Source organism: Bradyrhizobium sp. USDA 4538, assembly GCF_024171045.1.
GTDB classification, from domain to species: domain Bacteria; phylum Pseudomonadota; class Alphaproteobacteria; order Rhizobiales; family Xanthobacteraceae; genus Bradyrhizobium; species Bradyrhizobium australafricanum.
The window spans coordinates 5616891-5629855 of record NZ_JALJZE010000001.1 but is presented as its reverse complement, the minus strand read 5'-3'; the positions used below and the strand labels follow the sequence as shown (position 1 = coordinate 5629855).

At 65.0% G+C, this 12965-nt stretch carries 12 protein-coding genes; 5 read left to right on the top strand and 7 right to left on the bottom strand.

The genetic code is table 11. From position 1 onward, the window contains the following. Positions 1 to 82: 82 nt before the first annotated feature. Both J2R78_RS25450 and J2R78_RS25445 read right to left on the bottom strand, forming a co-directional pair. The gene (locus J2R78_RS25450) at positions 83 to 706 is read right to left on the bottom strand and encodes a hypothetical protein (RefSeq protein ID WP_375167136.1); all 624 of its coding nucleotides are present in this window, start codon (positions 704 to 706) and stop codon (positions 83 to 85) included. A gap of 104 nt (positions 707 to 810) precedes the next feature. Next, on the bottom strand, positions 811 to 1272 hold the full coding sequence (locus J2R78_RS25445; protein WP_038386239.1) for an Lrp/AsnC ligand binding domain-containing protein: 462 nt from the start codon (positions 1270 to 1272) through the stop codon (positions 811 to 813). Between the two features lie 114 nt (positions 1273 to 1386). On the opposite strand from J2R78_RS25445, the gene putA reads away from it, so the two are divergent. Both putA and J2R78_RS25435 read left to right on the top strand, forming a co-directional pair. Then, complete coding sequence (putA, locus tag J2R78_RS25440) at positions 1387 to 4395, top strand: bifunctional proline dehydrogenase/L-glutamate gamma-semialdehyde dehydrogenase PutA (protein WP_253607268.1); 3009 nt, start codon at positions 1387 to 1389, stop codon at positions 4393 to 4395. Between the two features lie 171 nt (positions 4396 to 4566). After that, positions 4567 to 5772, top strand: coding sequence for a CaiB/BaiF CoA-transferase family protein (locus tag J2R78_RS25435; RefSeq protein WP_057019265.1), 1206 nt, complete (start codon positions 4567 to 4569; stop codon positions 5770 to 5772). Positions 5773 to 5925: 153 nt separating this feature from the next. Here the strand turns inward: J2R78_RS25435 and J2R78_RS25430 are convergent, their stop codons facing one another. The 4 genes from J2R78_RS25430 to J2R78_RS25415 form a co-directional block, all read right to left on the bottom strand. After that, positions 5926 to 6090 carry a hypothetical protein gene (locus tag J2R78_RS25430; protein WP_253607267.1) on the bottom strand — a complete coding sequence of 55 codons (165 nt, stop codon included), beginning with the start codon at positions 6088 to 6090 and terminating at the stop codon, positions 5926 to 5928. Between the two features lie 100 nt (positions 6091 to 6190). Continuing rightward, positions 6191 to 7738, bottom strand: a complete 1548-nt coding sequence (locus J2R78_RS25425; RefSeq protein ID WP_253607266.1) for a hypothetical protein — start codon at positions 7736 to 7738, stop codon at positions 6191 to 6193. Positions 7739 to 7963: 225 nt separating this feature from the next. Further along, positions 7964 to 9046, bottom strand: coding sequence for an IS630 family transposase (locus tag J2R78_RS25420; protein ID WP_253604297.1), 1083 nt, complete (start codon positions 9044 to 9046; stop codon positions 7964 to 7966). A 77-nt stretch (positions 9047 to 9123) separates the two neighbouring features. Beyond that, positions 9124 to 10197, bottom strand: a complete 1074-nt coding sequence (locus J2R78_RS25415) for a hypothetical protein (RefSeq protein WP_253607265.1) — start codon at positions 10195 to 10197, stop codon at positions 9124 to 9126. 204 nt (positions 10198 to 10401) lie between these two features. Here J2R78_RS25415 and J2R78_RS25410 point away from each other — a divergent pair, with 204 nt between their 5' ends. The 3 genes from J2R78_RS25410 (at position 10402) to J2R78_RS25400 (ending at position 12336) form a co-directional block, all read left to right on the top strand. Then, on the top strand, positions 10402 to 10776 hold the full coding sequence (locus J2R78_RS25410) for a Crp/Fnr family transcriptional regulator (protein ID WP_253607264.1): 375 nt from the start codon (positions 10402 to 10404) through the stop codon (positions 10774 to 10776). After that, positions 10773 to 11582, top strand: a complete 810-nt coding sequence (locus tag J2R78_RS25405) for an MBL fold metallo-hydrolase (RefSeq protein ID WP_028334939.1) — start codon at positions 10773 to 10775, stop codon at positions 11580 to 11582. Before J2R78_RS25410 ends, J2R78_RS25405 begins: the two co-directional genes overlap by 4 nt. 139 nt (positions 11583 to 11721) lie before the next feature. After that, positions 11722 to 12336 (top strand): glutathione S-transferase family protein, encoded by a 615-nt coding sequence (locus tag J2R78_RS25400; RefSeq protein WP_253607263.1) that lies wholly within the window; start codon positions 11722 to 11724, stop codon positions 12334 to 12336. A gap of 132 nt (positions 12337 to 12468) precedes the next feature. On the opposite strand, the gene J2R78_RS25395 is transcribed toward J2R78_RS25400, so the two are convergent. After that, positions 12469 to 12963 carry a TPM domain-containing protein gene (locus J2R78_RS25395; protein ID WP_253607262.1) on the bottom strand — a complete coding sequence of 165 codons (495 nt, stop codon included), beginning with the start codon at positions 12961 to 12963 and terminating at the stop codon, positions 12469 to 12471. Positions 12964 to 12965 lie beyond the last annotated feature (2 nt).

Sequence of the window (12965 nt, the reverse complement as noted above, 5' to 3'; positions counted from 1 at the left end):
CCAGCGTCAAATGACGCAGATCGCAGTCCCTGCAATCAATGAGGATGGAACAGCGCGGAACGCAGCTGCGACGCTCAGCCGTTCAATCTTCCGTCACCCATTTGGCGACGGTCATGACATCAGGCGGTTGCAAATAGCCGCGGGGCCAGAGATCGACGGCCCATTCCACCTTGGTCGCGCGCTCGACGAGAACGGCGGTGTTGTGCGGCGTTTGCGCCAACGAAAATCCGCGGTAGTGGGGATCCCCGACGTCATGAAACCTGAACAGGTTCCACACCTGCATCACCAGCATCAGGCTGGTCGTGTTCCGCGTCGTGTCCCAGCAATCATAATTGTGTTTGTCGTCGTTGGCGCGGAAATCCGCTTTCGCGACGCGCTTGTCGGTGCCGAGGATCGGCCCCATGCGCCGGTCGAACCAGATCACGGCCTTTTGCACGGCCGCGCGTTCGGCGGCGGCATTGGCGCGGCCCGTGGCCATGATCTTGGCCAGGGCCGCCCGGTCGGCTGCGCTGAAGTCGAGCATCTCGCGACGCCGGCAGACGAAGCCGTAACAGACGGTCATCCCCGTCGCCGACGGCGGATAGATCGAGACCGAGGTGTAGAGCTGCAGGATGCCGGAGCTGAGCTCGGCCGCGCGGGCCGGCATGGCCGACGGCAACGACAGCATGAGCACAGCAAGCGCGCCGGCAAATCCGGCCCGCTTCATTCGTATCGGCTGATCAGCGTCTTTCATGAACCACCGCCCCAACTCGACCAAAGGATTATCGCGGGCGTGTCGCGATGCCAAGACATCCGGCGCATGGCTGTGGATCAGACCGGCAGCGGCGCGTCGCGCTTGACTTCCTCCATCACCGCGTAGGTTCGCGTTTCGCGCACGCCCGGCAGCGCCAGCAGGGTCTCGCCGAGAAACCTGCGATAGGCGGTCATGTTGGCGACCCGCGCCTTGACCAGATAGTCGAAGCCGCCGGCCACCATGTGACACTCGAGCACTTCCGGCGCGGTCTGGACCGCCCTGGCGAACTTCTCGAATACATCGGGCGTGGTCTTGTCGAGCAGCACCTCGACAAACACCAGCAGACCAAGCCCGAGCCGGTGCGGATTGAGCCGGGCGCCATAGCCCTCGACGAAGCCGTCGCGCTGCAGCCGCTTCAACCGTTCGCCGACCGAGGTCGGCGACAGGCCGATCCGTTCCGCCAGCTCCACATTGGCAATCCGGCCATCCCCTTGCAGAATCGAGAGGATTTTGCGGTCAGTCTTGTCGATTTCTGTCATATCTACGGCAATTCTCGAATTGATCCTGATTTTCTAAGGCAAATCTGCTAATTTGTCTATCGAACTACGGTTCGCTAGCGCGTACGTGTTCCCACACAATCTCGAGGAACCGCCATGCCAGACCCGTCGCCGCTCCCGCCCCCGTTCAGCGCGCCGTATGCGCCAGACGACAGCGCCATCGCCGCCCGCCTGCGCCAGGACGCAACGCTCGGCGCGGAGGCGGAGGCGCGGATCGACCACGCGGCAACCCGCCTGATCGAGGCAATCCGGGCCAACGACGATCCGCTTGGCGGGGTCGAGGACATGCTGCGGGAGTTCGCGCTGTCAACCAAGGAAGGGCTGGCGCTGATGGTGCTGGCGGAGGCGCTGCTGCGGGTCCCGGACGCGCGCACCGCCGACCAGTTCATCGAGGACAAGCTCGGCCAGGGCGACTTCGTCAACCACGAGACCAGATCGAGCGCGTTCCTGGTCAACGCCTCGGCCTGGGCGCTCGGCATGTCGGCCCGCGTGATCCAGCCCGGCGAGACGCCGCAGGGCACGATCGGGCGGCTGACGAAGCGGCTCGGTGCGCCGGCGGTGCGCGCCGCGACACGGCAGGCGATGCGGCTGATGGGTAGCCATTTCGTGCTCGGCGAGACCATCGAGGCGGCGCTGTCGCGCGCGCAATCGCACACGGCGCGCGGCTCGCGCTATTCGTTCGACATGCTCGGCGAGGGTGCGCGCGCCGCCGACGATGCCCATCGCTATTTCGAATCCTACGCCCGCGCCATCGATGCGATCGGCAAAGCGGCCGGCGATCAACCCCTGCCCGACCGGCCCGGCATCTCGGTGAAACTCTCCGCGCTGCATCCGCGCTTCGAGGCGGTGAGCCACGCGCGGGTGATGACCGAGCTGGTGCCGCAGCTGATCGATCTCGCGCGCCGCGCCAAGGCGTTCGACCTCAACTTCACCGTCGATGCCGAGGAGGCCGACCGGCTGGAGCTGTCGCTCGACGTCATCGCCGCCGCGTTCGCCGACCCCTCGCTCGCCGGCTGGAGCGGCTTTGGCCTCGCAATCCAGGCCTATCAGAAGCGCGCCGCCGACGTCATCGACTATGTCGATGCGCTCGCGCGTGCGCTGGATCGCAGGATGATGGTGCGCCTGGTCAAGGGCGCCTATTGGGACACCGAGATCAAGCGCGCGCAGGAGCGCGGGCTCGACGGCTATCCGGTGTTCTCCCGCAAGGCGATGACCGACCTGAACTACGTCGCCTGCGCGCGAAAGCTGCTGGCGCTGCGGCCTCGGCTGTTTCCGCAATTCGCCACCCACAACGCGCTGACGGTCGCAACCATCCTCGAACTCGCCGACGATCCCTCAAGCTTCGAATTCCAGCGGCTGCACGGCATGGGCGAAGCGCTCTACGCCCAGCTCGGCGAGGACAGGCCCGAGATCGCCCACCGCACCTATGCGCCGGTCGGCAGCCACCGCGACCTGCTCGCCTATCTGGTGCGGCGGCTGCTCGAGAACGGCGCCAACTCGTCCTTCGTGGCGCTGGCCGCCGACAATCGCGTGTCCATCGTGGACCTGCTGCGCCGCCCGGCCGAGATCGTCGGCACCGACGACAAGGCGTCGCACTCCGCGATTCCGTTGCCGGCCGAGCTTTATTGGCCGCAGCGCGAGAACTCGCACGGCATCGAATTCGGCGAACGCAAGGCGCTCGGCGCGCTGACGTCGGCGATCGCGGCCGAACGGAAGGCTTCGCCTTCCGTCACGCCATCAACCACCGAGCAGGCGAATGCCGCCGTTGCCGCGGCGCGCCGCGGCTTCAAGGCCTGGAACGCCACGCCGGCCACAAAACGTGCGGCGATCCTGGACAAGGCCGCGGAGCTGCTCGAGCAGCGCCGCGCCCACTTCCTCGCTCTGCTGCAAAGCGAGGGCGGCAAGACGCTCGATGATGCGCTATCGGAAGTGCGCGAGGCGATCGACTTCTGCCGCTACTATGCCGCGCTGGGGCAAAAGCTGTTCGGTGAAGGCGAGACGATGCCGGGTCCGACCGGCGAAAGCAACGTGCTGGAGCTGCACGGCCGCGGTGCGTTCGTTGTGATCTCGCCGTGGAATTTCCCGCTTGCGATCTTCCTCGGCCAGGTGACGGCGGCATTGATGGCCGGCAATGCGGTGATCGCAAAGCCGGCCGAGCAGACGCCGCGCATCGCAGCCGAAGCGGTCGCGCTGCTGCATCAGGCCGGGGTGCCGCCATCGGCGCTGCATCTGGTCCAGGGCGACGGCGCGGTCGGCGCCGCGCTGGTGGCGCATCCCACTATCGCAGGCGTCGTCTTCACCGGCTCGACGGAGGTCGCGCGGTCGATCAACCGCACGCTCGCCGCCAAGGACGGCGCGATCGTGCCGCTGATCGCGGAAACCGGCGGCATCAATGCCATGATCGTCGACGCCACCGCGCTGCCCGAGCAGGTCGCCGACGACGTCGTGACCTCGGCGTTCCGCTCCGCCGGCCAGCGCTGCTCGGCGCTGCGGCTGCTGTTCGTGCAGGACGACGTCGCCGACCGCATGATCGAGATGATCGCCGGCGCCGCGCGCGAATTGAAGATCGGTGATCCCTCCGAACCGTCGACGCATATCGGACCGGTGATCGATGCCGACGCCAAGCAGCGGCTCGATGCGCATATCGCGCAAATGAAGCAGGAGGCCCGCGTGCATCTCGCCGGCGAGGCGCCATCAGGCAATTTCGTCGCGCCGCACATCTTCGAACTGTCGGCGGCCGGGCAATTGAAGGAAGAGGTGTTCGGCCCGATCCTGCACGTCGTGCGCTACCGCGCCGACAAGCTCGGCGAGGTGCTGAGTGCGATCGAGGCGACCGGGTTCGGGCTGACGCTCGGCATCCATTCCCGCATCGACGACACGATCGAGCACGTGATCGACCGCCTCCAGGTCGGCAATATCTATGTCAACCGCAACATGATCGGCGCGGTGGTCGGCGTGCAGCCGTTCGGCGGCAGCGGCCTGTCCGGCACCGGCCCCAAGGCCGGCGGCCCGCATTACCTCGCGCGCTTCGCCACCGAGCAGACGATCACCATCAACACCGCCGCCGCGGGCGGCAATGCGGCGCTGATGGCGGGGGTGGAGTAATACTCATCACCGACATGTCATTCCGGCATGGTGCATGGGCGCCAGGTCCGGAATGACTTGGTTGCATCGTGCCCCCCAGATGGGTCAAATGGCGGTCCGATCGGGATCATTGCTTGCGATAATTCCAGCTACCGGAAAAACACCAACAAGCGCCACGGGAGCGACGGCACGATGGAAAAAGGCATTTTTGACGGGCTCAAGGTCCTGGACTGCGCGAGCTTCATCGCGGCGCCCGCGGCCGCCACCGTGCTGTCCGACTTCGGCGCCGACGTCATCAAGATCGAGCCGCCCGGCGCCGGCGATCCCTATCGCAATCTGCCCAATCTGCCCGGCTATCCATCGAGCGAGCACAATTTCGCGTGGATGCTGGAGGCCCGCAACAAGAAGAGCCTCGCGCTCGACCTCACCAAGCCTGACGCGCAGCAGGTGCTGTACAAACTCGTCGCCGAGGCCGACGTGTTCATCACCAACATGCCGCCGCAGGTGCGCGCAAAGCTCGGCATCACCTACGACCATCTTGCCCATCTCAACGACCGGCTGATCTACGCGTCCTTCACCGGCTATGGCGAGAAGGGCGAAGAGGCCAACAAGCCCGGCTTCGACTCTAACGCCTATTGGGCCCGCTCCGGCCTGATGGATCTGGTGCGCGCCGACGAGGAGACCACGCCGGCCCGTTCCGTCGCCGGCATGGGCGATCACCCCTGCGCGATGGCGTTCTACGGCGCGATCGTCACCGCGCTGTTCCAGCGCGAGAAGACCGGCAAGGGCTCGCACGTCTCGACCAATCTGATGGCCAACGGCGTCTGGGCCAATGGCGTGCTGGCGCAGGCCAAGCTCGCCGGCGCCAAGTTCAAGAAGCGCAAGCCGCGCGAGGAGGCGCTGAACGCGGTCACCAACCACTATAAGTGCAAGGACGGCCGCTGGCTGATCCTGTCGCTGCTCAACGAAGACCGGCAATGGCCGACGCTGGCGCGCTGCATGGGCCGCGAGGATCTCGTCGCCGATCCGCGCTTCGCCACCAAGGCGGACCGCCATGCGCGCTCGGTCGAGCTGATCAAGATCTTCGACGAGGTGTTCGCCGGCAAGGACCTCGCCGAATGGCGCAAGATCCTCGACGGCAACGGTCTCGTGTTCGGCGTCGTCGGCATCCTCGACGACATCCCGAACGACAAGCAGATGATCGAGAACGAGGTGCTGGTGCGCTTCGAGAACGACACCATGCTGACCGTCAACAGCCCGATCTTCATCGACGGCGCGAGGAAGGTGCAGCCGCGCAAGCCGCCCGAGGTCGGCGAGCATTCCGACGAAATCCTGCGCCAGGCCGGCTACGACGAGGCCACGATCCAGAAGCTGCGCGCATCGGGCGCTGTGGCGTAGCGAACTAACCACCTTCGTGAGTAGCCCGGATGGAGCGAAGCGAAATCCGGGACAAGTCTCGCAATCGGATCACGCAATCCCGGATTTCGCTTCGCCCCATCCGGGCTACGAGGTCATCGAGCATTCCATCGCAGGCATCCGACGCCTAGGAAGCTATCTTTTCATCCAGGCCCAGACGATGGCCACAACGATGATGCCGATGATGACCGCGAGCCCGATCGCCCAGCTGCTGACGCGGACGGCGCTGACCGTCTGACGCTCGGCCTCGTTGGCCGCGATTTCGCGGTCGCGCTGCTTGTCGTCCTCGGGAGCACTCATCGGCTGGTCTCCGCTCAAGGCTGGGTTGTTCGGTGCGTGGTCGCGACGTGGAATGTAGCATCAAATAATGACGCGCAGCCGCTTCGGTTCCGGCGGAAAATCACCGACCCTTCACGAAGCACATGCCGATGTGCGAGGCCTTCCCGGCAACCTGGCAGGCAAGGCCGTCGGCGCAGGTCCAGCCGCGGAAACTGCGGTCGCTCTCGGCGGGCCTCGCGCCCGGCAGATAGCAATGCGCGCCCCAGCCGTCGCTGTATTCGGTGCCGGCAAGCTCGGTGCTGCCGCGCAGCTGCGGCCGGTTGGAGAAGCCGCGCGAAAAGTCCGGCGCCTTGCCGTCGCGGAAGCTTGCAAGGATATCGCGGCGGCGAGGCTGGTCGCCGAAGAAATGCGGCGAGGCCGGCACCACGGTGGAGTTCGACGGCTTTGCCGCCATCCAGTCGACGCCGGGGAAATGGAAGCCGCCGATGCCGCGGGTCTGGTGGCAGCCCGCGCAGGTGACATCGTTGAGGCGCCGCTCGAAGCCGGCCAGCGACTGGATGTTCTGCAGCTTCGTTCCGTCGGCCGCAGCCTTCTGCAGGGCGCCGACGACGTCATCATCCGAGAACACCGCATTGCCGGCCGTGCCCTCGCCCTGCACCATGCCGAATTCGGGCTCCAGCTCGCTGACATCGAAACCGGTCGGCGTCGGCGCGACCGCTACGGTCGCGAGGAAGCGATCGGGGATCAGCAAGGTGCCGCGATCGAGCTCGGCAAAATGCTTGGGGTCAAGCAGCCACGCCTTGAAGTCGCGCCTCAGTGCCCCGTCCGCCAAAATGCGGTCGCGATCGATCTGGTTCTCCAGCGGCGCTTCGGCAAAGCGCTTTGCCGCACCGTCATAATCGAACACTTTGAGCAGATAGTCAGTGCGGAAATCGCGCACCGCGGATTTCGGCGCGTGCGCGATCTGCAGATTGGTCTCGATACGATCGATATTGCGCGCATCGATCAGGGCGAGCGGACCATCCTTGCCGAGCAACTTCTCTATCGCCGGCGGCGCGCTGCCGGTCGCGAGCCAGCGCCGCGCGATTTCGCGGCAGCCGAGCGATGCGTCGTTGCCGTCGCCCTTCGCCTTCAGCACGAGGTTCAGCGTCATCGGCAGCCGTTGCGACACCGCGTTCTCGCCGATCGGCGGCACATCGGTACGGGTCAGCCGGTAGATCAGCCGGATCTCGCCGCAATCTTTCGGCGCCACATAGGCGCGGTCCATGCGGTTGACGATGCCTGACAGCACGAAGCGGACGTCGGGGGATTCAAGCAGCGCGCGATCGAACAGCTGAAACGCAAAGCCGTCGCCGACGCCAATGCTCTCATTCGGCAGGCTTGCCTTATGCTTTGCGACGTAGCGATCGAACTCGCGATCCAGCGCCTCGCGCACCGGAACCATCGCGGCGAGCCCGAACAGACCGCGGTTGGACAGCGGCGTGTCGGCGGAACGCTCTGGGGCGAGCATCCGGCCGAGGCTGAAGCGGCCGTGGTCGAGCTCGCGCAGGGTGGCGGGATCGATAACCGCCGCGCCGCGCTCGAGCGCGCGATCCTCGGCGGCACGTCCAGGCGCGGCGCCGCAGAGCAGAACGGACATCACCAGAAGGCATTTCAGCGCGCGGCTCATGCCCCCACTAACACCGCGCGGCAAACCCTATTCAAGAAAAAAGGCGCTTCACATCGTGGTGAAGCGCCTTGGTGTTGTCGTGTTGCGGAGATCATAGCGTTTTCGAGCGAAGTGGACCCCGGTTCGCGTGAAGAAAACGCGTCCAAACGACGAGCTGGAGCTTCGGTTCTGATTCAGTCAGAACCGAAAATGCTCTAGTGTCCTGAACCAAAAGTTCATGGCATTTTATGCCTTGGCGGGCAGATTGTAAGCGCAGAAGCGTTCGATTGAGCCGAGAATGTCGTCAGCTGATTTGGTCCATCGGAACGGCATTGGGTCAGCGTTGTGATGGTCGATGAAGGAGGCAATCTCGGCCCGTAGCGCCGCCACACTGCGATAGATGCCGCGCCTAATCTTACGCTCGGTGATGAGTGCAAAGAAGCGTTCGACCTGATTGAGCCAGGATGAACTGGTTGGCGTCAGGTGGACGTGCCAGCGCGGCCTCTTTGCCAGCCAGTTGCGGATCAACGGCGTCTTGTGGGTTGCGTAATTGTCCATGACGAGGTGGACGTCCAGATCGTCTGGAACCGCAGCTTCGATCTCATCGAGAAACTTGCGGAACTCTTTGGCACGATGGCGTCCATAGCATTTGCCAATGACCCGGCCGGTTGCGACGTCGAGGGCGGCAAACAGCGAGGTGACGCCATGGCGTTTGTAGTCGTGACTACGGCGCGCCGGCTGGCCAGGTCGCATGGGCAGCATGGGCTGGCTGCGATCCAGCGCCTGGATTTGCGACTTCTCATCGACACACAGTACGATGGCGCGCTCGGGCGGAGCTACGTAAAGGCCGACGATGTCGCGAACCTTGGCGACAAAGTCGGGGTCGGTTGAGAGCTTGAAGGTCTCCAACCGATGCGGCTGCAAGCCGAAAGCGCGCCATATACGCTGTACTGTTGAGACTGACAGCCCGCTGGCCCGCGCCATGCTGCGCGAACTCCAGTGGGTGGCCCCGGGAGGCTGGGTCTCAAGGGTGCGAACGATCACCGCCTCGATCCGGGCATCCTCAATCGTGCGTGGCGTCCCCGATCGCGGCTCGTCCCAAAGACCTTCAAGCCGATGCTCGGAGAACCGCCGCCGCCATTTGCCGACCGTGTCGGGATCGACAGCCAAACGGGCCGCCACGACCTTGCTCTGCTCGCCCTCAGCACAGGCCAGGACGATCCGAGCCCGCAGCGCCAACGCCTGAGCAGTGCTTCGACGCGACGCCAACGATGTCAACTCAGCACGTTCCACCTCATCAAGCTCCAGCGGAGCAAAGCGCCGACCCATCGCCAATCCTCCCCAAATCAGGAGAGTCCGCTATCATCGAGTCGATTTGGAGTCCGCCGAACTTTTGATTCAGGACACTAGCGCGAAACGATCAGGCCCTTGCTGGTGACGACCACCCAACGGCCATCCTGCTTGCGGATGGCGTCGACACGGCCGAGGCCCGGGACGGGGTCGCCGGCGTAAACCTCGTAGATGCCGCCGCGGCCCTCGATCAGCGCGCCGCCATTGCCGACGTCGCGCAGCGACCAGCCGTCGACCACCGGCAGGCGGCCGACCTCTGGCCTGGGGGCGGCCGGCGCCGCCGCGGCAGTCGCCGGGGTGATCGAGCCCGTGACCTCGCGGGCGGGCGTCGCCGCGGCGACGGTGGTCTGCGGCGCGGCGCGGAGCTTGTCGACCGCCTCGCTGAGCTTGTTGAGCTTGGCCATCGGCTCGGCCTGGGCCTTCTCGACCTTCTCGATCCGGTCGCTGGCCTTACTGAACTGGGCCTGGCCGGCCTTGGCGGTCTGCTCGACGCTGGCCTTCAGCGCGGCGACCTCGGATTCGATCCGGGCGAGCGCGGCATCGGCCGCTTCCTTGTTGGCGGCGGCGTCCTTGGCAGCCACATCCCTGACGGAAGCAGCGGCGGGGGCGGCAAGATGGCCGAGCCCCGCGGTCGCGAGCGCACCGCCGATGGCGCCGGCCACGGTCGCCAGAGCGATCACCGCGGCCATCGCCCCGATCCGGCGCGTGCCGGCCGGCTTGCCTGCCGCCTTGGCCGCCTGTTCGGCGCCTGGCCTGGATGCCGTCGCCTCATGGTCCCAGGTGCGGTCACCCGGCGCCATGATCATCAGCTTGCCCGGAAAATGCGGCACTTCCCGCTTGCCGGTCGCGACCCTGGGCACGTCCATATTGGTCGGCTCGACCTTGGCCTCGACCTTCGGCTCGATCATGGACTCGATCTTGGGCTCGATCTTGGGCGGTTCAACCTTCGAGGGTTCAACCTTGGGAGCGTCCATCCGGGGCGCGTCCGCCTTTGGCGACGTCTCTTCCTGCTCGGGCGCAAGCCGGGGAGCTTCGACACCGGTCGCGGCCATCACGGGCTCGCTTTTCGCCGCCATTTCGGCGCCGGTTTGACCGCTGACCGGCTCGCTCTGCTGCTCACTCACGTTCAAAGTCTCCAGACTAGGTTGACAATTCGGTAACTTTTATTGCTTGCGAAATGATTACCCCGCTCCGCCATTACCTAAATTTTAGGGAGTTTTCCGGGCCGGATTTGGGCGATGCTGCCCTGCGGCAATCTGCGCCGCTTCCGTTTGCGCGCGGCGCTTTCCCGATTAACATACCGTCATCTTCCAGCCAGAAGGCAGGAGAGCACCATGACGATCGAGAAATGCATCAAGGAATTTGGTGTCGATGACGTCATCTTTGAGGAAGGCTCGACCGGCCGCGAGCTGTTTGTCGTGCTCGACGGCAAGGTCGACATCGCCAAGATCGATCGCGGAAACAAGACTGCTATCGTCAGCCTCGGCAAGGGCGAGTTCTTCGGCGAGATGGCCGTGATCGACGGCTCGGCGCGCTCGGCGACCGCCATCGCCTCCGCGCCCGCAACGCGGGTGATGCGGATCAACCACGCCCGCTTCGTCTATCTGGTCAGCCAGCAGCCGGCGTTCGCGCTGATGGTGATGGATGCGCTCTCGAAGCGCCTGCGCGCATCCAACGCGGTCACTTACCGGACGGCGGCAACCCCATGAGCGACCGCAAGCCAAGCCCGTTCAAGACGCTGTTCGACGCCGAGGTCGCAACGCTGATCCAGGCCGCCGACGACGTCTATCAGATCCGCTTCAAGAACCGTGCGGCGAACGCCTATCTGGTGCGCGGCAGCAAGCGGACCATCATGATCGACGTCGGACTGTCGAGCAATTATCCGTCGCTCGTCGCCTGTCTCAACCATCTCGGGGTGACGCCCGAGATGATCGACATGGTGGTGCTGAGCCATGAGCATCTCGACCACATCGGCGCGGCGTACCATTTCCACGGCAGCGCCTACATCGCCGCGCACCGGCTCGCCGCCAACAAGATCATGCTGCGCGACGATTTCTCGATGCTGCGCAAGATGTTCAACGAGCCGAACGTGCCGATCGATATCGACATCTGGCTCGAGGAAGGCAACCTGATCGACCTCGGCAATTTCCGCCTCAACGTGATGTACACGCCCGGCCACACCTCGGCCTGCATCACGCTGTTCGACCAAGACAAGGGCCTGCTGTTCGCCGCCGACACGCTGATGCCCGGCGGCGTGATGGGCGGCGTGTTCGGCTCCGGCTCGATCGCCGACTATATCCAGTCGCTGGAGCGGCTGAAGGGCCTCAACTCGAAGATCCTGCTGTCAGGACATGGCCGGCTGTCCGACACGCCGCAGGACGATGTCCGGATCGCGCTGCAGCGCTCGCACGGCCTGCTCGAGGACACCGCGCAACTGTTCGATGCACTCGATGCGCGCTCGAATTTCGAGCCGATCATGCAGTCGGTGCGCGACCTCAACAAGCTCGACGATTGAGCTCAGTTCCTCCCCGTCGTTGCGAGCCAACGGGTCGCAATGACGTTCGGGCGACCGAGCGCCTTCACATTTGACAAATCCGCGCCCGGCCTGTTCAACAGCGGCAACAACAACGTTGAAGAAACAGGGAGCGAGGATCATGAAGCTTTACGACTCGATCGGACCCAATCCGCGCATCGTGCGCATGTTCATGGTGGAGAAGGGCATCGAGATACCCAAACAGACCGTCGACCTGCGCAAGGGCGAGAACCGCGAGACGGAACACCTGAAGCGCAATCCGCACGGCCAGATGCCGGCACTCGAGCTCGACTGTGGCAACTACCTCTCCGAGATCACGGCGATCTGCGAATATCTCGAGGAGAAGCACCCCTCGCCGGCGATGATCGGCACCACGCCGGAAGAGCGCGCGGAATGCCGGATGTGGACACGCCGCGTCGATCTCAACATCGCCGAGCCGCTCGCCAACGGTTACCGCTTCGGCGAAGCGCTGAAATTCTTCGAAAAGCGCATTCCCGTTGCGCCCGAAGCCTCGCCCGGCCTGAAGATGATCGCCGCCAACCGCATCAAATGGCTTGACGACCAGATGGCCGACGGCCGCGACTACATCTGCGGCAAGCGCTTCACGCTCGCCGACATGCTGCTCTATTGCTGGCTCGATTTCGGCAACCAGGTCGGCCAGCCGCTGGACCAGTCGAACGCCAACATCGTCGCCTGGTTCAACCGCGTCGGCGCGCGGCCATCGGTGAAGGCGTAGACGCTCTCTCTACCGTCATTCCGGGGCGCGCGTAGCGCGAACCCGGAATCTCAAGCCATTACCTCTGGATTCCCCGATGCGCGATTGCGCATCTGAGGGTCGATGCTCTCGCATCGCCCCGGAATGACGAACTCAAATCACCACCGGCTTGTCCGGCAGCTCATTCGGGCCGGCGGGAGCCGGGAAATGCTTTGCCAGCTCGCGCGACACCGCCTCGATCCCCTTGATCACGCCCTGCTCGAACTGGCCTGCCCGAAAGTCCGTTTCCATCGTGCGGCAGATCGCCTCCCAGCCGGCATGGCCGACCTTCGCGTCGATGCCGCGGTCGGCGACGATCTCGACGTCGCGGTCGGCGAGCAACAGATAGATCAGAACGCCATTGTTGTGATCGGTGTCCCAGATTCGCAAATGCGAGAACACGTCGAGCGCACGCTCCCGTGCAGGCTGATTGCGGAACAGCGGCACACCGTCGAGCGCGCCCTCGACGACGAAACGGATCTGGCCGGAATGAGTGGCCTCGCCGGCCTTGATCGCTCGCTCGATGGCGTCGAGCACGCGCGGCGGAAAATCACGCCGCACCCGCCAGCGGTGCTCGAGCAGATGCTTGCCGATGCGCTTGATGCCCATGC